Raw genomic sequence first — 22,449 nt, forward strand, 5'->3', positions numbered from 1 at the left:
TCAAGCCTCCTGCTTATACATCATCAAAGCGACAGGGATCGCCGCCGCGAAAGCGCCGGCAGCAAAGATGTAGCCGGACAGGGCGGTCTGCATCATGCCCGACATCATGTGCCCAGAGGTGCAGCCACCCGCGAGCCTGGCACCGTAGAGCACCGCAAAGCCGCCCAGGAAGGCCACCGCGTATCTCTTGAACGTTCCATCGCCGAAATTCGCACGCCAGAGCGCCGGGATCGAGCGCTCGGAGGCATCAAGCCCACCACGTTGCCATACGGAAAGAGCCGCCCCTACCATCATCGCAAGCACGAAGACGAAGCTGTAGTTCAACGGATCTGCAACCGAAGCTGCGTACTTGCCACCGGATTTCGCGAGATAGGCGTTTGTCGAGGTATATCCGCTATCGGTTTCACTCACCACCGACGGCGCAATGGCGTCCCACAGTACACCGTCGAGGATCACGAATTGCGTGGAAACCCCAATCGGCTTTACCAGCGCAACCGCCAGAAAGAACACCAGGCCAAGAAGTAGGCCTCCAGACTTCCATTTAATATGCATAGACACCTCCATTATTATATTCAAACATTGTAATACGTATTGGGTGCGCAGAACTTGATGCATATCAAAAATTGAATGCAAAATCTTGTCTGACCGCGCCGGGTGCCGTACTGGCCGCCGCACTTCCGACCTTCTCAGAGCCCGGAGTTTCCGCTAGAAGCGCCTCCATCAATCCGCGATGTAGGCCATCATGAACGACCGATTGCCCCACGAAAAAGGCTTCCACGTCAGCTGGGATCAGATCCACCGCGATGCTCGCGCGCTGGCCTGGCGCCTCGACGGGCACGGCCCTGACGATGGCGCTTGGCGCATGGTCGTCGCAATTACACGTGGCGGCATGGCGCCGGCGATGATCGTGGCGCGCGAACTCGATATCCGCACGGTCGATACCATCAGTGTCAAAAGCTACAATCACCAGGAACAATCCGAACCCCGGGTGATAAAGACCCCCGATATGGACGTGGTGGGCGATGGCACGGGAGTTCTGATCGTTGACGATCTCGTCGATACCGGGAAAACGCTCGAGGTCGTCCGCGCCCTTATGCCGAAAGCCCATGTCGCGACGGTCTACGCGAAACCCAAGGGCCGCCCGCAGGTCGATACCTTCATAACTGAAGTCAGCCAGGATACGTGGATCTTCTTTCCATGGGACATGGCCCTCCAATATGTGGAACCCTACCGGGCCACCGACTGATCCACTGCCCTTGCAGGCCTTTATTTCCTGACATAAACCCTGCCTCCAAAGGGTCTCTTTAGGGCGAGCAGCATGGCGAAGAACAAGATCTCGAAAGCCGCTATTTGGGTCATTCTCGGCCTGCTCTTCATTGGGCTCGCAGGTTTCGGGGCGACGAATTTCGGCGGATCCATACGGGTCGTGGGTCAGGTCGGCGACACCGAGATTGGCGTCAATCAATACGCTCAGGCTGTACAGCGCGAACTGCGCGCAATGGCACAGGCCGGCACGCCAATGACATTCTCACAGGCCCGCAGCTTTGGCATCGACCAGGCCATCCTCGGCCGGCTGATCGGCGTTGCGGCGCTCGAAAATGAAACGGCAAAGTTGGGCATTTCTGTAGGCGACAAGACAGTTGGCGATCAGATACTGGAAATCCCGAGCTTTCGCGGTGCCGACGGCAACTTCAATCGCGAAGCCTACGAGATGACACTCCGCAATAACGGTGTGACGATCGCGGAGTTCGAAGACCGCGTCCGCGCAGACACTGCGCGCAACATCCTGGAAGCATCTGTGGTCGGGGGGATCGCGGTCCCTGGCAGCTATACCCAGACAATCTACAACTGGGCCCGCGAAACCCGCGACATCACCTGGTCCATTCTCGGCCCCGAAGATCTAGAGGCGCCATTGCCGGAACCGACCGAGGAAATACTTCGCGCATTTCACGCCGATAATCCGGCGCGTTTCACCGTCCCCGAAACGCGCATTATCACATATGCCTGGATAACGCCGCAGATGCTGCTCGACACGGTGGCAATCGATGAAGACGCGCTGCGGCAACTCTACGAATCTCGGTCCGGCGACTACATCCGCCCCGAACGCCGTCTTGTGGAAAGGCTGGTCTTTCCGAACGCGGACGCCGCGGAAGCTGCTAAAGCTCGTATCGAGGCCGGCGAGGTGCAGTTTGAAGATGTCGTGGCGGACCGTGGCCTGACGCTCGATGACATCGACCTGGGCGATGTGACGGTCGCGGACCTGGGTGACGCGGGTGAAGGCGTCTTCGCCCTCGATGATACTGGCGTGGTCGGGCCGTTGCCTTCTCCGCTGGGACCCGCGCTATTCCGTGTCAATGCGATTCTTTCGGCGAGCGAGACAACGCTCGAAGAAGCCCGCCCGGAACTCGAGGCCGAATTGGCGTCGGATCGCGCCCGCCGCCTGATCGACGACATGTTCAACGAGGTCGACGACCTTCTTGCCGGTGGGGCGACGCTTGAGGAACTCGCCGAAGAAACCGAATTGGCACTGGGCCAGATCGGCTGGCGCCAGGACGTTGAAGGCGGAATCGCGGATTACCTGGAATTCCGTGACGCGGCGCTCCTCGTATCCGAGGGTGATTTTCCCGAACTTATCGAGATCGAAGAAGGCGGCATCTTCGCGATCCGGCTTGACGAAATCCGCCCCCCGGAGCTCCAGTCTTTTGAAGAGATCCGCGACGACGTCATTGCGGAATGGGAAGCGGCAGAAACGCGCAACCGCCTGACCGACCGCATCCAGGCCGCCCGGCAGGGCATCGAAGCGGGGGGCGAGATGGCGGGCCAGGATTTGCCGCTCAGAACCGAACGTGGCATCACGCGCGATGCCTTCCTCGAACGTGCCCCACAAGGGATGGTCGAAGGCATCTTTCAGATGGATGAGGACGATATCCGCGTCTTCCAGACACCAGATGGAGCGGCACTCGTACGTCTCGACGCCATCACACAGCCTGACGCAACGGATCCGGAGGCTGCGGCTCTTATTCGCGAGTTTTCCCTGCAGGCCAGCCAATCCATGGCAGCCGATGCGTTGCAGCTATTCGTGACACGGATCCAGAACACGGCCGGCATCCAGATCAATCAACAGGCGCTGAACGCCGTGAACGCCCAGTTCAACTGATGGCGGCGCTGTCCCCTTTTGAGGCGTTCCGTGACGGCTACGAAGCTGGACAGAACCAGGTTGTCTATGCCCGGCTTGCTGCCGACCTCGATACGCCTGTCTCCCTGATGCTGAAACTGGCGGAGGCTCGGACGGACAGCTTCATCCTCGAATCCGTAACAGGTGGTGAAGTCAGGGGCCGCTATTCGATCATCGGCCTGAAACCCGATCTGATCTGGCAGTGCGACGGCGAAAGAAGCCGCATCAACCGCCACGCACGCTTCGATCGCACGACCTTCGAAGAACTGGAGGGATCCCCGCTCGAAACGCTCCGTGCCCTGATTGGCGAAAGCCGGATCGATCTCCCCGAGGAGTTGCCGGCAGCGGCCGCCGGGCTGTTCGGATATCTCGGATACGACATGATCCGGCTGGTAGAACACCTGCCCGACGTAAACCCCGATCCCCTCGGCCTGCCTGACGCGGTGATGATCCGGCCGTCTGTCATCGCCGTTCTCGACGGGGTGAAGGGCGAGGTCACTGTTGTCTCTCCCGCATGGGTATCAAGTGGCCTAGGCGCGAAGGCTGCTTACGCCCAGGCAGCGGAGCGCGTGATGGATGCCGTGCGCGACCTCGACCGTGGCGTAGCGGGCGAAACAAGGGATCTGGGCGCAAGTGCCGACATCGCAGAGCCCACCTCAAACTTCAGCCACCAAGCCTACCTGGAGGCGGTTGAGAAGGCCAAGGAATACATTCGTGCCGGCGACATCTTTCAGGTTGTCCCCTCGCAACGCTGGGCCCAGCCTTTCAGCCTGCCGCCCTTCGCACTGTACCGAAGCCTTCGGCGGACCAATCCTTCGCCCTTCATGTTTTATTTCAACTTCGGTGGCTTCCAGGTGATCGGAGCCAGCCCGGAAATTCTTGTCCGCGTCTTCGGTGGCGAGGTGACGATCCGGCCCATCGCGGGAACACGCCCTCGCGGCGCAACGCCAGAAGAAGACCGTGCCCACGAGGAAGATCTCCTCGCTGACGAGAAGGAATGCGCCGAACATCTCATGCTTCTGGATCTCGGGCGGAACGACGTTGGCCGGGTTGCCAAGATCGGAACCGTGAAGCCGACAGAACAATTCATTATCGAGCGTTACAGCCACGTCATGCACATTGTATCCAACGTCGTTGGTGAGCTTTCCGATGAGCACGATGCACTGTCTGCCCTGCTGGCGGGCCTACCTGCCGGCACCGTCTCTGGCGCTCCGAAAGTTCGCGCCATGGAAATCATCGACGAACTGGAGCCTGAGAAACGCGGCGTCTACGGCGGAGGCGTTGGATACTTCTCGGCCGGTGGTGACATGGATATGTGCATCGCGCTCCGCACCGCCGTGCTGAAGAATCAGACGCTTTACATCCAGGCCGGCGGCGGTGTCGTCTATGACAGCGATCCCGAAGCGGAATACCAGGAAACCGTTAACAAGGCGCGCGCCATCCGCAAAGCCGCGGCGGATGCGGGTCTCTTCACGGGCCTGGGTAACGCCTGAAAACGAACTGCGCTGTCGCGAAAGGGCTTGAGACGGCCAGGGTGCTGCCCAATCCTGATGGGAATGTTGAACCGAGGCGCACCATGACCGAGACTGTCAGCTTCACCCAGATGAAAGATGGGACGAAGGAGGATTACGAGCTTCTCGCCAGGTTCGAGCACTCTTACCACCGGATGACACCCGACCGCGTCCTCACCGAACTTGCCAGCCAGGGCGAGGAAACGCTTGAGGGCTACAAGATCACCCGTTTGGAACACGGGCTTCAGTCGGCCACACGGGCCGAGGCCGACGGGGCCGACATCGACTGGGTGATTGGTGCGCTCCTTCACGATATCGGCGACGGGCTGGCTCCACAGAACCATGATCGGATGTCGGCAGAAGTCATTCGCCCCTTTGTCAGGTGGGACGTTTCCTGGGTCGTGGAACATCACGGGATCTTCCAGATGCTCTACTTCGCGCACCATTACGGGTGGGACAGGAACGCGCGTGACAGGTTCCGTGATCATCCCTGTTTCGACAGTTGCGCAGCATTCTGTGAAAGATGGGATCAATCATCTTTCGATCCGGATTACGCTTCAAAACCGCTCGACTACTTTGAACCGATGGTGCGGGAAGTTTTCGGCCGAAAGGCCTACGACGCCGACATCATAAGGGAGGGCTACGTCTCTCCGATGGGCCAATCTCACGCCGCGACCAGCGAGTGACCGCGGTAGGACAATAAATCCGTTCCGGGTTACTGCCCCTTGAGCACTGTCGAAATCGGCACCGCCGCCAAGTCGTCATCGACGTCAGCGATCCAGGACAAGATCGCGGCAATCTGCGCCCCCGAGGCGTGTCCAAGGAACCCTGCGGCACCATCGCGCCGCGCGCGAAACGCCGCCTGATCTAGGGCACGGGCCATGGCGCGCGGATCCGTTACCTGCTCACTGACCGTCGTTGTCAGCGCGAACGCCGCAACACCAGCCTCTGCTGCAAGCCGTTCCACACTGTTGAAACCGCGGCCAGCAGTTACAAGCCCGTGTCCGCTGCGACCGGCAGCCGAAACCGCCTGCCCCGCCGCTCCACGTACGCCCTGAAATCCTGCGCCCGAGACATCGCCCATGGCGACGGCCCCGGCCAGGATCTGCTCTGCCGCGGAGACGGCAACCTCGACATCCTGCGGCGTCGGCCGGTCGGGCAGATCCGGCACCACGATCACCTCGTGTCCGGCTGCCTTGTAGGATGACACGACATCAGCCGCATCGGGCATACCCGAAGGCACGGCGAATGTAAGAGGAACGGGCAATTCCTCCGCGGCCGGGGCGTCCGGGCTGTGAACCAGGACAATCGCGATACGCGCGGCCCCTTGGGGCACCTCAAAGTCAATCGCGTTCCGCGTCAAAGCACCGCCAATACCTTCCTGCGCAGATTGCAAATTCTCCTCTGCCCCCGGGTCTTCGGCCTCATCGCCCGCGTCACCTTCGGCTCCGTCACCGATCGTTGGGAGTCTGAGAATACGAACCTCCCCAGACGACTCGGGGTTCGCCTGGGCAACGTCGGTGGGTGCGTCTTCAACGCGCTCCGTCTTCTCCGCCTCAACTACTTGCACCGGCTCAGGCGCCTCGATCACCACCACCGGTTCCGGTGCTTCGGGAATGGTCTCTGGTTGTGCGGCAGGCGCGGTCTCGGCCACAGGCGGCAATTCTTCCTCGGGCGCGCGTGCGGGCTCTTCCGTGGGCAACAGCTCCGGTTCATCGGCCACGGCACGTGGATCCGCATACATCTCTGCCGGAACAACTGGGGCAGGTTCGGCGTCAGGGAGAACAGGTTCCGCAGTCGAGACTTCGGGTGCTGGTGGAACGGGTCGATCCGGAATCTCCGGGGCTTCGACGCCCGCGCCCGGCCCCGTAGGCGGTGCGAGCGCAGAGTTAGGCGCGGGCGCCAGATCAAGAGCAGCCATCTTGAGCGGTGCCTCTGGCGCCATTCCCTCTTCGGCAGGGGGACCCAGCATCAAGGTTTCCGATTGCGCAGACGGAGCAAGCCGCGCAGGCGTCAGGGCTGTGTCCGTGCTGATCATACTCGGCGGTGTATCGGCGGCAGGCGCAACCGTCTGAGAGATGCTCACCCCTGCCGGGCTCCCGGCTTCGGTTTCTGCAACTGTGCCGGGCACAAGCGAGGGCTCTGCCGGGGCTGTGACCATTGCTGGCGCATCACTCGCAGCCGGCTGGCTTGGGGGCGAGGTCTCAAGCGACGGCGCAGAGATCTCCTGCGCCTGATCGGTGGCAGATGCGGGGGCTGATGTATCCGCCGGCTTGTCAGTCACAGTTCCCGCAATCACAACAGGCGGCTCCTGCGCCGCTTCAGCGGGCTCTTCCGGCCGGATGTCCTGCTCTGTCTCGGCCTCGGTTACCGCCGGTGTCAGATCCCGCCAGTCCGCCAGCTGAGACGTGAGGGCCACGGTGATGATACCAATAAGCCCACCCCAGAATCCACCTGCGAAAATGCCACGTAACACGTGTCTGCTCCGTCAATATCGCGCGCCTCTCGAAATCAGGGCCTCCGCCAAGCGCCCGCCGCGTCTTTCCCTTGCGCGATGGTGCCTTGACCGTCCCCGATCTTCGACGTCATGTATAGCGCGGGCCGCCTCCGGGGGGTATCCCCAAACGAAACAGATCTGCTGCCCTGCGTTACCCATGTTGCTACTCATCGATAATTACGACAGCTTCACCTACAATCTCGTCCATTTTCTTGGCGAATTAGGTGCAGAAACTGTCGTGCGCAGAAACGACGCGCTCGACGTTCAGGAAGCGATGGGCCTTCGTCCAAGCGCAATCCTGCTCAGCCCCGGACCCTGCGATCCGGATCAGGCAGGCATCTGCCTCGCGCTGACCGAAGCTGCCGCTGAAACTGGAACACCCCTGATGGGGGTCTGTCTCGGCCACCAGACAATTGGCCAGGCCTTCGGCGGAAAGGTCGTACGTGCACACGAGATCGTGCATGGCAAGATGGGCCACATTACGCATCGGGGCGTCGGCCTGTTTGCCGGGCTACCATCACCTTTCGAAGCCACGCGCTATCATTCGCTGATCGTGGAACGTGCCACTCTGCCCGAATGCCTCGAAGTGACCGCAGAGCTTGAAGACGGCACGATCATGGGTTTGCAGCACAAGACGCTTCCCATTCACGGGGTGCAGTTCCATCCAGAGTCGATAGCCTCAGAACATGGACATGCACTTTTGAGAAATTTCCTCGAACTGGTGCCGGAACCGGCATGAGCGATGCACTGAAGCCCCTCATCGCGGCTGCCGTCGATCGCCCGCTCACCCGCGCCGAAGCCGAAGCGGCATTTTCCGTACTGTTCGAGGGCGAGGCGACGCCAAGCCAGATCGGCGGTTTCCTCATGACGCTCCGCACACGTGGCGAAACGGTCGAGGAATATGCGGCGGCGGCCGCGGTCATGCGCGCCAAGTGCAGGGCTGTGAAGGCGCCAGAAGGAGCGATCGACATTGTCGGAACCGGTGGGGACGGCAAGGGTACACTCAACATATCCACCGCAACCGCTTTCGTCGTTGCGGGCGCGGGCGTCCCCGTCGCCAAGCACGGCAACCGAAACCTCAGCTCCAAGTCCGGTGCCGCGGATGCATTGGGGCAAATGGGGATAGAAGTTATGGTCGGCCCCGAGGTCGTTGAAAAAGCGATCGAAAAGGCTGGTATCGGCTTCATGATGGCGCCGATGCATCACCCCGCGATCGCCCATGTGATGCCGACCCGCGCCGAACTCGGAACACGAACGATCTTCAACATCCTCGGTCCACTTACGAACCCCGCCGGCGTCAAACGTCAACTCACGGGGGCATTTGCGCGAGAAATGATCCGACCGATGGCCGAGACGCTGCAGGCGCTGGGCTCGCAGGCCGCCTGGCTCGTCCACGGATCGGATGGCACCGACGAACTAACGATCACGGGCAAAAGCTGGGTTGCAGAGCTTAAAGACGGCACGGTAACCGACCGCGAAGTGCATCCCGAAGACGCAGGCCTTCCGGTTCATCCCTTCGAAGCAATTCTCGGTGGTTCCCCCGAAGACAACGGCCGCGCCTTTCGCGCGCTTCTGGAAGGCGCCGAGAATGCCTACCGCGATGCGGTACTCCTCAATGCCGCAGCCGCTCTGATGATCGCTGACAAAGCCGGCGACCTGGAGGACGGTGTCGCCCAGGCCAGGGAAAGCCTCGACAGCGGCGCGGCGAAACGTGCGGTCGAAACCCTGGCGGAGGTCACCCGAGCAGGCTGATCACCAAGGCCGGAGTGTCGCGTCAGCCGACCGAAACATGGCGACACGAGCCGCTTTTCATTGGCGGTCGGTCCGAGTATCAGAAGGCCTATGACAACCGTACTCGACCGCATAAAGGCCTATAAGCTCGAAGAAGTCGCCGCAGCCAAAACTGCGCGCCCCTTGAGCATTGTCGAGGATGCCGCCCGCTCAGTATCGCCCCCACGGGGGTTTCACGCCGCCCTGTCTGCGGCAACAGAAACCGGCTACGGCCTTATCGCCGAAATCAAGAAGGCAAGCCCTTCTAAAGGTCTGATCCGGGACGATTTCGACCCGCCTGCCCTCGCCCGCGCCTACGCCGCTGGAGGCGCCACGTGCCTGTCCATACTGACCGACGCACCTTCCTTTCAGGGCGCGCCCGCGTTCCTCACCGGGGCCCGCGCAGCAGTCTCTCTGCCCGTCCTGCGCAAGGATTTCATGTACGATACGTATCAGGTCGCCGAAGCTCGCGCTTGGGGGGCGGATTGCATTCTTATCATCATGGCCAGCGTCACCGATGCGCAGGCGGCAGAGCTGGAACACGCAGCTGCAGGCTGGGGGATGGACACGCTCGTCGAAGTTCACGACGAGGCAGAACTTGATCGCGCGCTTAAGCTCACATCACCACTGCTTGGCGTTAACAATCGGGACCTGAAAACATTCGTCACAGATCTCGACGTGACGCGGCGCCTGTCTGCCCGTGTACCCGAAGACAAGCTGCTCGTCGCGGAATCAGGGTTGTCTTCGCCCGACGATCTCGCAGATCTTGCTCGTCACGGCGCTCGGTGCTTCCTGATCGGCGAAAGCCTGATGCGCCAGGAAGATGTGGCCGCAGCGACAACCGCCATCCTCTCCAACCCTCTGGCACGGAGCGCCTGAATGGCCAGCCTCACCCATTTTGATGCCGCCGGTCAGGCTCACATGGTCGATGTCTCCGACAAGGCCGATACCGACCGCATCGCCGTCGCACGTGGCCATGTACGAATGTCGTCCGAAACACTCGCAATCGTCCGCGACGGCACTTCGAAGAAAGGCGACGTTCTGGGCATCGCCCGCCTCGCCGGCATTATGGGGGCGAAACGCACCTCCGATCTGATCCCACTCTGCCACCCGCTTCCGATCACCAAGGCGTCGCTCGATCTTGAAATCGACGCAGACTTGCCAGGCATACGCGTAGCTGCCCAGGTGAAAACGTCAGGCAAGACCGGGGTGGAGATGGAGGCACTAACCGCAGTCAGCACCGCCTGCCTCACGATATACGACATGCTGAAGGCCGTCGAAAAAGGCATGGAAATCGGCGGCATCGCAGTAACCTTGAAAGACGGCGGGAAATCAGGGCGTTACAAAGCGACATGATTTCGGTCGACACCGCCCTCGGCCATATCTTCGATCTTCTCGAACCACTGGGGTCCGAGCCTGTTGCGATCCGCGATGCCGGCGGTAGGGTTCTCGCCTCCCCGGTCACCGCGATGCGCGATCAGCCGCCATTCGCCGCCTCGGTGATGGATGGCTACGCCGTACGCAGCTCCGATGCCCTTCCCGGTGCCCGCCTTAAGGTCACGGGCGAATCTGCAGCAGGGCACGCCTCCGATCTCACACTTGGCCCCGGCGAGGCAATCCGGATTTTTACCGGCGCGCCCGTTCCGGCTGGTGCCGACCGTGTTGTGATCCAGGAGGATGTCAGGCGCGACGGAAGCCGCATCACCCTCAGCGATGCGCTCGACAAGGGCCCCTATATCCGCCCCTCCGGTGCGGATTTCAAAGCTGGCGATACGCTCGGTGCGCCGCGCCGCCTCGATTCTTCGGCCCTCACCCTCGCGGCCGCCATGAACGCTCCTGTCCTTATCTGCACGCGGCGCCCTATCGTGGCGCTTCTTGCCACAGGCGACGAACTGGTGATGCCCGGCGACGATCCCGGCCCCGATCAAATCATCGCGTCCAACGGTCTCGGTCTCGCAAGGCTCGTCTCGGAGGAAGGCGGCCTTCCTCGCCTTCTGCCGATCGCGCGCGATTCCGTGGAAGGCCTCCACGCTGCGTTCGATCTTGCACGCGGAGCCGACCTGATAATCACCATAGGCGGCGCCTCGGTCGGGGATCACGATCTCGTCCGCAGCGCAGCCGGAGAACGCGGCCTCGACACGGCTTTTTACAAAGTCGCGATGCGTCCTGGAAAACCGCTCATGGCAGGTCGACTTGATGACACACCGATCATCGGCCTGCCCGGAAACCCCGTATCCTCTCTCGTATGTGGGCACGTGTTCCTGCGTCCTGCCCTCCGCCGTCTCCTCGGCTTCCCCGCAGCCGCCTTACAACAAAGCAGGGCGCCACTGGCCGAACCGGTCACGGCGAACGGCCCACGTGAGCACTACATGCGCGCCACGCACCAATCTGACGGTATCCGGGTGGCTGAACGTCAGGACTCTGGCCTGATCGGTGTTCTCGCAGGCGCCGATGTCCTCGTCGTACGTCCTCCCAACGACGGCCCCAAAGACACAGGCGAGTTTGTGGACATCTTGCCTCTGACGGGCAGAAGTTGACACAAAACGAGAACATGCCTAGAACACAAGCTGAACGAGCCACGCATGGAGGTCCCGATGCTGACCCGCAAGCAGTTGCAGCTTCTAGAGTTTATCAATGCCCGCGTAACGCGTGATGGCGTCCCGCCCTCATTCGACGAAATGAAGGATGCATTGGATCTCAGGTCGAAGTCCGGCATTCATCGGCTGATCAGCGCGTTGGAGGAACGGGGCTTCATCCGCCGGCTTCCGCATCGGGCCCGCGCTTTGGAAGTCGTGAAGCTGCCCGAGGCGCTTGAAAATTCGGGCTTCACTCCCCGGGTCATTGATGGCGACCGAAGCGATCCACCGGCGGCCTCGCGCATGGTCGAAGCCGCCGCGATGACGCTTCCCGTTATGGGCCGCATCGCAGCAGGTGTACCGATCGAGGCGATCAGCGAACAGTCCCACACCGTAGCTGTGCCGGGCGACATGCTATCGGGTCAGGGCCATCACTATGCGCTGGAAGTCAAAGGCGACTCCATGATCGAAGCGGGGATCAATGACGGCGATGTGGTCGTAATTCGAGAGACATCGACTGCCGAGAACGGCGATATCGTCGTAGCGCTTGTTGAAGGACATGAGGCGACGCTCAAGCGTTTCCGCCGCAAAGGCAGTTCGATCGCACTGGAGGCGGCGAATCCTGCCTACGAAACACGCATGTTCCGTGATGATCAGGTAAAGGTTCAGGGGCGCCTGGTCGGCCTGATCCGCACTTACTGAAACCTTCACGCCATTTGGTGGGCGGAAGCCCACACCCTGTCGCCCGCAAGCCCCGGTATGACGCCGCCGGGGCTTTACGTTGCGCACCGAACCCCTCTATCACCGAACGAACTCCGAAGGGGAACGGACATGGCGGAAACCAAAGACGCAATCATCATCGGTACGGGCGTAATCGGCGCCGCTACCGCATTTGAGATGGCGAAGAAAGGCTGGAAAACCATCTCGCTCGATCGCAATCGTGAGATCGGCCACGGCTCAACTGCGGGATCCTGTGCAATCATCCGCATGCATTACTCCACCTTCGACGGAACGGCCTTTGCATGGGAAGGTTATCACTACTGGCGTGACTGGGCAGAATACCTTGGCCTCGGTCCCGAGGCGATGCTTGCCGAGTTCCGCGAATGCGGATGCATGGTCATGAAGACCGAAGAGAACGGGCACCTCGCAAAGCACATCAAGAACTCCCGCGATCTCGGCATCCCGCACGAGGAATGGGGGCGCGACCAGATCATGGAACGCCTTCCGATTTACGCCCTCGACAGTTATTTTCCGCCGAAAGCGCGTGATGATGATGCCTTCGGCACGCCGAACGGGCGACGCCTCGAAGGAGCCGTATATTGGCCGAACGGCGGCTACGTGACCGACCCGGCTCTTTCTGCACAGAACCTCGCCGACGCGGCCCGACTGCATGGCGCAGAGTTCAGACTAAACGCGGAAGTCACCGAGATTCTGAAGGAAAACGGCATTGTGAAGGGTGTCAGGCTGTCCGATGGAAACGAGATCCATGCGCCTGTTGTCGTCAATGTGGCTGGCCCCGGATCTTCGCTCATCAATAGAATGGCAGGCATTCTCGACGAGATGACGATCGCAACACGCCCCCTCCGCCAGGAGGTCGTGCACATCCCGTCACCCGAAGGCTACGACTTCGAGAATACTGCCCCGGTCATCTCCGACAACGATATCGGCGTCTACGTGCGTCCCGAACACGGCAACCATATTCTCGTCGGCTCCGAAGATCCCGAATGCGATCCCCATGTCTGGACTGAAAATGATAAGACATACGACCGCAACTTCACGGAACAGTGGACAACCCAAGCCCTCCGCTACGCCCAGCGCGTGCCTTCCCTGGGAATACCATCACGGATGCGTGGCGTCGTCGATCTTTATGATGCGTCGACGGACTGGATACCCATCTATGACAAGTCGTGGCTCAAGGGCTTCTACATGGCCTGCGGCACGAGCGGGAACCAGTACAAGAATGCCCCGATAGCAGGCAAGATGATGGCGGCACTCATTGATTATTGCGAAGGTGGCGCCGATCACGACACCACCCCGCTCAAGTTCCGCCTGCCTTATATCGACCGTACGATCGACGTCGGATTCTACTCGCGCAAACGCGAGATCAACCAGGAATCGAGTTTCTCGGTACTAGGCTGATTGGGGCTGTCTCAAGCAGCGTCTGCCCCGACCAGCTGCTTCCGATCCGCCTCCGTCGTGTAGGAGTACCTATCAAGCTCCACTGCCGTCCTGTAGTCGATGGCGCGTCTGCCTGCCCCGAAAACATAGCCGATGGCTTCACCCATTGCTGAGACCCCCGCAGAAAGGACCATTGTGGGCAGCACAAGAACCGACATTTCCGGCCCACGACCCGTCCGGCGGATATCCCTTAGTGATCGTCCAACACGCACGAAAGGGATCGCCGGTGCGCCGAGAGTATAGACAGCGCGCTTCCAAACCGGCCAGTTCTGTGTCTTCCACCGCGCATCGGCAAAGATCATCGCTGAGATGAACTCGTGACGGAAAAGAGCGGGAAGATAGGATATCTGCGTATGGCCCACGGTAATTTCGTTGGTCAGATACATCGGAATGTTCTTGTTTCGAAAAATCTCGAAGAGCACGGATTCGTTCGCCATCAGAATTTCAAGATCATCACCAAACGGAGTAAGAACTTCCTTCCGGTACGCCACGTGATGACCTCCGAGGCGCTTAGCAGGCCCCGAAACAACATCCGGAACAGCCGGGCCGAATTGCAGGAAGATATGCGTCCAAGCTACCGTACCAGGGTTCTGAGGCAAGAGGGTGTAACCGACCACATCCGATCCGGTTTCGTCGAACGTCTTTAAAAGTTTCTCCACAAAGTCAGGCCGCGGAAATCCGTGCTCCTCAAGAAACGCGCCAAATGGCGCCCGCGCGTGTTTGAAACCCAGAGAAAGCGCGTGTCCGGTTGATCGTAACCGTCCAACCTCGATGATCTGATAGGCGCCGAATTGGGACAGAAGCTCATAATCCGGCTGCATTTCCTCGATACTGGGACCGACGAGAACGATCTCGATCTGATCTCGAAGAGTCTGCTTCGCGAAATTCGAAAGCGACCGCCGACAAACGTCAAATGCGCCGTCCGTTGCCGAAACAATCGAAAACGATGGTTCCTTACCCTGCATTGGCTAGTTCCCCCAAAAAACTCAGCTACTCACTTACTCTGCTTGAAAAGATACCACAGTCCGCCCTGTTTGACAGCGTTCCCTTAAGGCGGCTGCCCAACCTCAAACCAAGAGCAGAAATCATCAACGTCGGATTAGCTGCGCCACCGGTCGGAAAGACGGAACTTCCGGCGATATAGAGATTTTCGACACCGTGCACCTTGCAGGACGCGTCGACGACGCCCGTGCGGGGATCATCCGACATCCGGGTCGCACCCATGTGATGCAGGCCATAGCCGCCATAATCTTGAAGATGCGCAACGGCTTCGGTGCCCATCTTCACCTCGCTCAGCCCACGTTCCTCGAACGCCGCCGCGATCGCCCGCAGCGAGCGTTCCACGCTATCGGTCATCATCCGGCTCTCGCGCCAGCCGAGATGTGGCAAAAGACACCCGTGAACATCACGCTCTCCGGAAAGGGTTATGCGATTCTGCGGATCGGGTTCCTGCTCCAGGAATGCCACGAAACGCACCCTGTCAAACCACGCATGAGCCAGCGACTTGTTCCAGAAATGCCAGGCACCGTAGACAGCACCCGCCGGAAGGCCCCGAGGCCCAAGCGTGCGCACCATGTCCAGCGCCCTCACTGCCGCGTGACCGCCCGATGCCGCGGCACGCTTCGCCTCCACTATGTCGCTACGCTCCTCCAACCGGTTATAGCGATAGGCTCTGAGATGCATATTCAGAAGCCCGTCTGCCTCCCGGCGCTCCGCAGACAATCCGAACGTGCCTTCCAAAGCGGCTGTCCCCGCAGCGGTCAGATCAGTGAACGGCCTCACAAGTCGCGCCGCAGACCCTAGCCTCACTGTCCCGACCGACCGCATCGGATGTTCCATGTGGTAACGTCCCAGGACGTCATGATCATTTCCAAGACCACCACGCTCCCGACCGCCCGAAGCAAGCAAGAGCCGCGGCGTTTCGATCCCCCCCGCGGCAAGCACGATCACCCTCGCCCGTAGACGCAGCGACCGGTGTCGCAGGTCGCTGAACCTCACGCCCGTCACGATCTTCCCGCTCTCCGCCACATCGAGAGCCGTAACCGTCGCGCCGGTTACGCACTTCACGTTCTCCGCAAGCGCCACGCGCGACCGATATGTCTGCCCCAGATCACGAGGGCCGCTGTATTGCACCACCCGCGCTTCAAGATCGCCGCCGTGAAAGGGCGAAGCTGCAAGGCGCGCGGCAAAGCCGCTATCGTCCACCATACAGAAGATCTCTCGCGCCCTTTCCATGTGCGGAGCAATGTCCTCGGCCCCGATCGGCCAGCCACTGTATGGCACCCAGGCACGCCTCTCGAAATCTTCCGGCTCCAAAGGAACGCAGGCTCCGGACCATATCTTGCTGGTTCCCCCAAAGGCACGTGCTCTCGCGCCGCTGAACGGATATTCTTCAAGATTGCTCACGCCCCGGTTTAGCGCCGCGCTTCTCTCATCGTTCCGCTCCAGGCCTCCACTTTCGAGTAGGATGATGTCGAGCCGGCTCTCAAAAAGGCGATCCAGCACCGAAAGGCCTGCAGGTCCGGACCCGACAATGCAGATATCTGCCGCCAGGTCTCCGGCATCCGGCAGGTCCTCCGCATCCACAAACACCGATTGTCTCCCGAATTCTCGACGTCGTCACGGTCTCGCCGTGTTCTCGGCTCAGTGCTACAGCAGTGCAATGGATGAGAACAGCAAGGCAGACGAATCCGCAGATAATAGCTCTGAAGGGCCACGATTGACTAAGAAACCAGAACCAGTATCCCACGAGGCGTTGGATATGCGCGGCGCGGTGGTCGTGGTGCCCGCAAAGGATGCCATTTCCACCCTGGGCGCTTGCATCGCAGCGCTTCACAATGCGGGGATGCCGCGAGATCGGCTGATCGTCGTCGATGACGGCTCTTCAGATGGTACGGGCGATCTTGCCCGCGACGCAGGTGTAACGGTGATCAGAAACGAGACACCCCTCCGCCCTGCCCTTGCACGAAACAAGGGCGTCGCCGCGTCGGACGCAGAGATCATCCTGTTCGTCGACGCCGATGTCACCGTACATCCCGACGCCCTAAAGCGCTTGCTGAAGGCATTCGACGATCCCTCGACGACTGCAGTTATCGGATCTTACGATCACACCCCCCCGCCATCACCCGCCCTAAGCAAGTACCGAAACCTCCTGCACCATCATGTGCATCAGACGGCCCCCAGAGAGGCGCAAACTTTCTGGACAGGGCTTGGCGCCGTGCGCCGGGCCGCATTCGACGCAGCCGGCGGGCTGGACCCTGACTGGACAGATATTGAAGACGTGGAATTCGGGTTGCGTCTGATCGCAGAAGGTGGCCGGATCATTCTCGACCCCAAGATTCTCGGATCGCATCTGAAGGTCTGGACAATGCGCTCCATGGTCCGCACCGATTTCTGGGGCCGTGCGATCCCATGGACACGTCTGATCGCGAAGGGCCGGATAGCCCCCGACGCTCTGAATACCGGATTGCGGCACAAGCTGTCGGCACTGGCGGTACTCACTTTTTCTGGCGCGCTTCTCGGCGCCCTGATCTGGCCCTTTACGCTCTGGGCCGCCTTGGGCGCAGCCCTCGGCTTCGTCGCCCTGAATGCCTCGTTCCTTGCCCTCCTCTGGCGTGTGGGCGGGCCGATCCTCGCTCTCAAGGCAATTCCCTATCACGCGATACACTACGCAACCGCCCTCGGCGGCTATGCCTACGGGCGGTTTTCTCCGGCAAAACCGAGTTGAGTTTCGGGTTCAACCGGTTTTCCGAAACCGCTCCTGCGCATATCCCACGACCATCGCGAACTGCGTCAACCCCATCATAATAGATCGAGGGAGCGCTAGCATGCCGTTCTTGCGGACCGGGTAAAACACCAGATCGCGATAGAAGCGGAACGGCTCGATCTTCCGATTACCCAACTGTTTGATCGACATGATCCGATGCAGCCGATGCGCACCTCGGCCGTAATTCCAGTGTTGGCGCAGAAACTTTTGCAAAGTCATTCCGTGGTAATGGTCGACCACCGCACCTTCGGTGAAGTGAAGCTCACCACCAAGATCCTGCCAACGCATTCCGAATTCACGATCCTCGGCAGCCGCCGTCGAAAAACGCTCGTCGAACTTGCCGACACGTTCAAATTCCGCCTTGGAGCACCCCATGTTGTTGGTCGTGAAAAACGGCATCGTGCCGTTTCGTGCTCCGAAGTAGTCGTACAGGTAATCGCAAAGCTCCTGGCTCGTGGTGGCGAGCATGTCGTCGGGAAGGCCGTTCACGACCCATCCTCCAACCAGTCGCTCGTCGACCCCAGCATGCGCCTCGCGCAGTCGGCGGAGCCAATCGGGGCGCGGCCGGCAATCATCGTCCGTAAAGGCCAGAAAGCGCCCACGCGCCTCCGAGACAGCCCTGTTTCGAGCCTTTGCAGGGCCCGCGTTCTCCTGTCGTATACAACGCACAAGCGGTCCGTAAGGTGCGCAAACTCCCTGCAAAGGTGTGGCAGAACCATCGTCGACCACGACCACTTCAAAATCACCATCGTCCTGCTCGATCAGCGCCTGCAGACAACGGCCAAGGGCATCCGGCCGATTGTAACTGGGCACAATGATCGTCGAACGGGGTAATTGTGCCCCACCGTCTTGCTGCTCGGGCACTCGAGCTTGGGCTTTATGGTCTGAATGCTCCATAGTACTCGCGACGTGGAACGAACCGGTATGAGGCAAAGTCTTGATGAGCGAGGCTGCAAGTGCAAGTGGCAGCGAGATCGGCGCGAGTGCCATCCTCGTCACAGGGGACAAGCCGGAAGCGCTGACCGCGTTTCTCTCGCGTCTTCGATCCCAGACAGTTGCCGACAAACTCGAGGTGATCGTCGTTGCGCACCCAAAGCATGTCGATAATATCAGCGCCTTGCGCCCGAATGAGTTTCAATCTTTTCAGGCGGTTACAGGCGATCTATCAACCTCCGCCAGGGGACGAGCCGAAGGTGTAAGACATGCCTCGAAAGACCGTGTGATCTTTTGCGAAGACCACGCCTTTCCTTTAAGCGACGACTGGGCCGAGCGCATGCTCGCCAGGATGGATGAGGGCTATACTGCAGTGGGTCCCGTCATGCGAAACGCAAACCCAGACACTTCGCTCAGCTGGGCCACATTGTTCATCGAATACGCCTACTGGCTCGGCACTCATGCGGCCGGCCCAACGAATCAAGTCGCGGGCCATAACTCAGCATACCGGCGCGACGCTTTGCTGGAACTTGGCGAGAGGCTCCCGGATCTCCTCGAAGCGGAATGGGTACTTCAGAAAGAGCTCGCGGCAAAAGGGCACCGCTTCTACACCGATCCCATGGTCGAAACCGCGCATCTCAATTACTCACGGCTCGCCCCGTCCCTTAGGCTGCACGTTCTTGCAGGGCGCGCCTTCGCCGCGACGCGATCACAAAACTGGCCGCTCTACAAGCGCGCGGCATTTGCCGCCGCTTCCCCGGCCATAGCTGTGAAACGCTTTCTGCATTCGGCGCTTCATGCAGCACAATCGCCGGGCACAAGGGCAGCGCTGCTAGGCGCGTCTCCGTATCTCGCCCTGTTCTGTGGCCTCGGAGCGGTTGGCGAGGCAATCGGGTACCTGTTTGGATCCGGTCCGAGTGCATCGGATCTCGCAGAAATGGAATACTGCCGGTGGCGCAACGTCCGACGGGAAGAAGCAGAAACGCAAATGGCACCGATTTACTGACCACTTGAATGACCGCAGCACCGAAGCCTTCGGGAAAACCTAGCCTCACACCGTCAGGGAGAAGCTATCTCTCCGGATCCATCGGAGTTCTTACATCTCAGGCGATTGCAATGGTTGCGGGAGTGCTTTCGCTATGGCTTTTGACGCGCATTCTCGAAGCCGAGGCTTTTGCTGGCTATGCAGTCGCGATGTCAGTCGCCGTGATTTTGGGATACACGGCCGGTTACGGTTCAGAGCGCGTTATGCTCCTGAAGATCGGCGGTCTGCCCCCGGAAGCAAACCTCCTGCGAGGGAGGCGTCTTGCGCAGCAGATCATCGCGCTAGTCTTCGTAACCGCGTCGGCAACCGCCGCCCTTGCTATTCTTGTCTTGTCACTCTGGCCCAACCTCTCGGGAGAAACCGAGGTTCTGCCCTGGCTTATTGCACTCTCGCCGATAGTGCCTGCTACGGCGATCGTGCTTGCACTGGTTACATGGTATCAGTCCAACCACGAGGTCGGGATACCGCAAACCACGGGCGGTATGACCGACGGTTCCCGCTGTCTCGGCTTCGCGGCAACATTCGTATTCGGTCTCGGAGCTGCAGCAGTGGCACCCGCAGCTGTTATAGCCGCGCTTCTGCCGGCTGCCGTCTTGGCCTGGCGCGCTCGCGGACGAACGGAATCAGAACCCGGGTCCTTCTCGCTCCGTGACATGCGCGATGGTTTGCAGTTCTTCGCAATACGTTTGGCCCAGACCGGGTTCCACCACCTCGACATCATGGTCCTTGCTGCGTTCGCCCCGGACCCGTCGCTTGTCGCACAATACGTCGTGGCTTCTCGCTTTGCGGCAATTGTCGAAGCGGGGCAACAGGTCTTCGTTCCCGCCTATACACCCCGCGCTCGGCGCCACAGCGCTGAAGGCAAGGCAGAGACGGTCGCGCGCGAGTATGGCGTTGCGCGCACGCTCGGCATCCTCGCCTCCGGAACGGCAGTTCTGATCTTCATCCTGATTGGCCGGCCTCTTCTGGATTTTTTTGGAGAGTTCGGCGCGGCCTATGATGCCTTCCTGATACTTTGCGCGGCCTATCTCCTTCAGGTCGGTTTCGGCCTTCACAGTGCTCATCTGTCCATGGTCGGCGAACTCAGGCTCTCCACGCTTTCCCGCTTAGGAAGCCTGGTGGCTTTGGCTATCTTCCTACTGGTCCTGGTGCCCAGGCTTGGTCAGACCGGGGCCGCCCTGTCGCTCGTGCTCGCCCATCTGGTGCTCGGGCTGTCGGGTATCTGGATCCTGAAGGCACGTGCCGGGATAACTGCCCTCACGCCAACAAACGCGCTTGTGCTTGCCATCGGTGTTAGCGGATTGCTCATGGCAGCTCTTGCTGCGGCACCACCCTGGGTCGCCGTCGCGGGTATGCTAGTTCTCCTGGGAACCACAGCAGCCCAGAACACGTCCCTTCTCACCAACGTGACCGGTGAACTCCTGAGCTTACTACGCCGAAGCTAAAACGATGCGCGGTGCCGCTACTCGGCGGCAACCGCTGTGCTATCGCCTCCCGAACGCGACCGGTCGACCACGAACTGTTCGTGATACGACCGCTCTACATTCACGTTCCAGACGTCATAGCTCCCACCAAGAACGTTCCGCGCGGCATACATGGCCGACAGCATCGAATGATCCTGGTTGTTGTAGCGGTGCAGTCCATTCCGGCCCACAGTCTGGAAATTGTCGAGCGACCGAATCCACCCCTCTACGACGGAGAGGGCACCCTGATACTCTGCGTCATAGACCGGATAAGCCTTCGGTTGCCGGATGATCGCGTAATCCGTGACGCTTTCCTTCGCCGCAAGGCCGAGTGCGTCAAGCTCCTTTGCGGCCAGCTCGCGCAACGACTCGTCAGTCATTTCCCACAACGCGTCTCCGACATTGCAGAAATACTCCATCCCGATCGACGAGGTGTTCTCGTCAGCCAGCATCTCTTTCGACCAAGCGCGGAAATTCTGAATGCGAGCGACCTTCACTTTCGGGCTGTGAACGTAGATCCAGTTGTCCGGGAACGGATCGGCATGATCGAGACGCAGTGTGACGATAAGAAAGTCGCGATACTTCAGCTTCTTGGCTGCCGCGACCACCTCCGGCGGAGGCGGAGGGTCAAATGCGTGGATCAGATCCCGGATCGCCATCGAATTGATAAAATGCGAACCCTCAACCCTATGCGTCTCGGGCGCACGCCCGTCAGGGTGCCAGCGCTTCACATCAACGGATGTCACCCGGTTTCCGTCGCGATTGACTGCGACGACTTCCGAGCGCATCTGAACGTCGCCCCCGTTCTTGCGCACCAGATCGCGGGTCTTTTCCCACATCATCCCGGGGCCAAGCCTGGGATACTGGAATTCCTCGATCAGGCTGGTGGTATTGTTCATTCCCGAAACCGCGTTCCAGACCGCCTTGGGCAGGGACAGGTTCTTGATCCGCTGCGCGGCCCAGTCGGCACGTATCTCGCGGGGCGACATGCCCCACACTTTTTCAGTATATGTCCGGAAGAAATGGGCATAGAGCCGCCCGCCAAAGCGGTTGATCACCCATTCCTCGAACGTGTCTTCAGTTTTCGACGGTCGGACCTGCCATTTGGCATAGGACAGAATAATTCGAAACGTCTCGTAAGGTCCTATTTTTCCGAGAGTATCTATGATCTTGAGAGGGTATGAAAAGAACCGATCTCGATAGTAGATCCGGCTCATCCGGGGCACGGTGATGAAATCATCCCCCAGAACCGCCTCCCACATCTCGCGAACTTCCGGCACCTTGGTGAAGAATCGATGGCCACCGATATCGAACCGGTTTCCACGACTGATCTCAGTTCGCGAAATACCACCCACCATATCCGACGCCTCAAGAACGATCGGACGATGCGCATCACTCTTCGCTTGCAATTCGTAGGCAGCCGTCAGACCGGCAGGACCACCGCCAACGATTACGACGTCCTCGCGGTCAGTCTGACCGGCAGGAAAATTCATAACTGTCACGATACCCCCGCAAACCCCGACACTGAGTACATC

General features: G+C 60.2%; 20 protein-coding genes. 14 read left to right on the forward strand and 6 right to left on the reverse strand.

Annotation, left to right across the window (positions count from 1 at the left end; genetic code table 11):
- Positions 1 to 552, reverse strand: coding sequence for a YeeE/YedE thiosulfate transporter family protein (locus tag RXV90_RS02130; protein WP_316646586.1), 552 nt, complete (start codon positions 550 to 552; stop codon positions 1 to 3).
- A gap of 190 nt (positions 553 to 742) precedes the next feature.
- Between RXV90_RS02130 and gpt the strand changes: the two genes are divergently transcribed.
- The 4 genes from gpt (at position 743) to RXV90_RS02150 (ending at position 5,372) form a co-directional block, all read left to right on the forward strand.
- Complete coding sequence (gene gpt / locus RXV90_RS02135; RefSeq protein ID WP_316646587.1) at positions 743 to 1,246, forward strand: xanthine phosphoribosyltransferase; 504 nt, start codon at positions 743 to 745, stop codon at positions 1,244 to 1,246.
- A gap of 72 nt (positions 1,247 to 1,318) precedes the next feature.
- Positions 1,319 to 3,157 (forward strand): peptidylprolyl isomerase, encoded by a 1,839-nt coding sequence (locus tag RXV90_RS02140; RefSeq protein WP_316646588.1) that lies wholly within the window; start codon positions 1,319 to 1,321, stop codon positions 3,155 to 3,157.
- Positions 3,157 to 4,668: an anthranilate synthase component I gene (trpE, locus tag RXV90_RS02145; protein ID WP_316646589.1), complete on the forward strand. Its 1,512-nt coding sequence runs from the start codon at positions 3,157 to 3,159 to the stop codon at positions 4,666 to 4,668. The genes RXV90_RS02140 and trpE overlap by 1 nt, the downstream gene beginning before the upstream one ends.
- Positions 4,669 to 4,751: 83 nt before the next feature.
- The gene (locus RXV90_RS02150) at positions 4,752 to 5,372 is read left to right on the forward strand and encodes an HD domain-containing protein (RefSeq protein WP_316646590.1); all 621 of its coding nucleotides are present in this window, start codon (positions 4,752 to 4,754) and stop codon (positions 5,370 to 5,372) included.
- Positions 5,373 to 5,401: 29 nt separating this feature from the next.
- On the opposite strand, the gene RXV90_RS02155 is transcribed toward RXV90_RS02150, so the two are convergent.
- Entirely contained in the window at positions 5,402 to 7,162 is a 1,761-nt protein-coding gene (locus RXV90_RS02155) for a divergent polysaccharide deacetylase family protein (RefSeq protein ID WP_316646591.1), read from the reverse strand.
- A gap of 178 nt (positions 7,163 to 7,340) precedes the next feature.
- Here RXV90_RS02155 and RXV90_RS02160 point away from each other — a divergent pair, with 178 nt between their 5' ends.
- The 7 genes from RXV90_RS02160 to RXV90_RS02190 all read left to right on the forward strand — a co-directional run bounded on the left by RXV90_RS02160 (position 7,341) and on the right by RXV90_RS02190 (position 13,668).
- Positions 7,341 to 7,922 (forward strand): anthranilate synthase component II, encoded by a 582-nt coding sequence (locus tag RXV90_RS02160; protein ID WP_316646592.1) that lies wholly within the window; start codon positions 7,341 to 7,343, stop codon positions 7,920 to 7,922.
- Positions 7,919 to 8,935, forward strand: a complete 1,017-nt coding sequence (trpD, locus tag RXV90_RS02165) for an anthranilate phosphoribosyltransferase (protein ID WP_316646593.1) — start codon at positions 7,919 to 7,921, stop codon at positions 8,933 to 8,935. The genes RXV90_RS02160 and trpD overlap by 4 nt, the downstream gene beginning before the upstream one ends.
- A gap of 90 nt (positions 8,936 to 9,025) precedes the next feature.
- A complete protein-coding gene (gene trpC, locus RXV90_RS02170; protein WP_316646775.1) occupies positions 9,026 to 9,832 on the forward strand; it encodes an indole-3-glycerol phosphate synthase TrpC in 807 nt (268 codons plus the stop codon).
- Positions 9,833 to 10,309, forward strand: a complete 477-nt coding sequence (moaC, locus tag RXV90_RS02175) for a cyclic pyranopterin monophosphate synthase MoaC (protein WP_316646594.1) — start codon at positions 9,833 to 9,835, stop codon at positions 10,307 to 10,309.
- Entirely contained in the window at positions 10,306 to 11,490 is a 1,185-nt protein-coding gene (locus RXV90_RS02180; RefSeq protein ID WP_316646595.1) for a molybdopterin molybdotransferase MoeA, read from the forward strand. Before moaC ends, RXV90_RS02180 begins: the two co-directional genes overlap by 4 nt.
- Before the next feature lie 57 nt (positions 11,491 to 11,547).
- A complete protein-coding gene (lexA, locus tag RXV90_RS02185; protein ID WP_316646596.1) occupies positions 11,548 to 12,231 on the forward strand; it encodes a transcriptional repressor LexA in 684 nt (227 codons plus the stop codon).
- Between the two features lie 129 nt (positions 12,232 to 12,360).
- Positions 12,361 to 13,668: an NAD(P)/FAD-dependent oxidoreductase gene (locus tag RXV90_RS02190; protein WP_316646597.1), complete on the forward strand. Its 1,308-nt coding sequence runs from the start codon at positions 12,361 to 12,363 to the stop codon at positions 13,666 to 13,668.
- 11 nt (positions 13,669 to 13,679) lie between these two features.
- Here RXV90_RS02190 and RXV90_RS02195 read toward each other — a convergent pair whose 3' ends face one another.
- Both RXV90_RS02195 and RXV90_RS02200 read right to left on the reverse strand, forming a co-directional pair.
- Entirely contained in the window at positions 13,680 to 14,672 is a 993-nt protein-coding gene (locus RXV90_RS02195) for a glycosyltransferase (protein ID WP_316646598.1), read from the reverse strand.
- Positions 14,673 to 14,697: 25 nt separating this feature from the next.
- Positions 14,698 to 15,942, reverse strand: coding sequence for a GMC oxidoreductase (locus RXV90_RS02200; RefSeq protein ID WP_316646599.1), 1,245 nt, complete (start codon positions 15,940 to 15,942; stop codon positions 14,698 to 14,700).
- Between the two features lie 484 nt (positions 15,943 to 16,426).
- Here RXV90_RS02200 and RXV90_RS02205 point away from each other — a divergent pair, with 484 nt between their 5' ends.
- Positions 16,427 to 17,434, forward strand: coding sequence for a glycosyltransferase family 2 protein (locus tag RXV90_RS02205; RefSeq protein ID WP_316646600.1), 1,008 nt, complete (start codon positions 16,427 to 16,429; stop codon positions 17,432 to 17,434).
- A gap of 9 nt (positions 17,435 to 17,443) precedes the next feature.
- Here the strand turns inward: RXV90_RS02205 and RXV90_RS02210 are convergent, their stop codons facing one another.
- The gene (locus RXV90_RS02210) at positions 17,444 to 18,463 is read right to left on the reverse strand and encodes a glycosyltransferase family 2 protein (RefSeq protein ID WP_316646601.1); all 1,020 of its coding nucleotides are present in this window, start codon (positions 18,461 to 18,463) and stop codon (positions 17,444 to 17,446) included.
- On the opposite strand from RXV90_RS02210, the gene RXV90_RS02215 reads away from it, so the two are divergent.
- Both RXV90_RS02215 and RXV90_RS02220 read left to right on the forward strand, forming a co-directional pair.
- Positions 18,414 to 19,412 (forward strand): glycosyltransferase, encoded by a 999-nt coding sequence (locus RXV90_RS02215; RefSeq protein WP_316646602.1) that lies wholly within the window; start codon positions 18,414 to 18,416, stop codon positions 19,410 to 19,412. The genes RXV90_RS02210 and RXV90_RS02215 overlap by 50 nt on opposite strands.
- Before the next feature lie 140 nt (positions 19,413 to 19,552).
- The gene (locus RXV90_RS02220; protein WP_316646603.1) at positions 19,553 to 20,896 is read left to right on the forward strand and encodes a lipopolysaccharide biosynthesis protein; all 1,344 of its coding nucleotides are present in this window, start codon (positions 19,553 to 19,555) and stop codon (positions 20,894 to 20,896) included.
- A gap of 17 nt (positions 20,897 to 20,913) precedes the next feature.
- Here the strand turns inward: RXV90_RS02220 and RXV90_RS02225 are convergent, their stop codons facing one another.
- Positions 20,914 to 22,407, reverse strand: coding sequence for an NAD(P)/FAD-dependent oxidoreductase (locus RXV90_RS02225; protein WP_316646776.1), 1,494 nt, complete (start codon positions 22,405 to 22,407; stop codon positions 20,914 to 20,916).
- Positions 22,408 to 22,449 lie beyond the last annotated feature (42 nt).

Source organism: Ovoidimarina sediminis, assembly GCF_032586175.1.
In the GTDB taxonomy this organism is placed as follows: domain Bacteria; phylum Pseudomonadota; class Alphaproteobacteria; order Rhodobacterales; family Rhodobacteraceae; genus Ovoidimarina; species Ovoidimarina sediminis.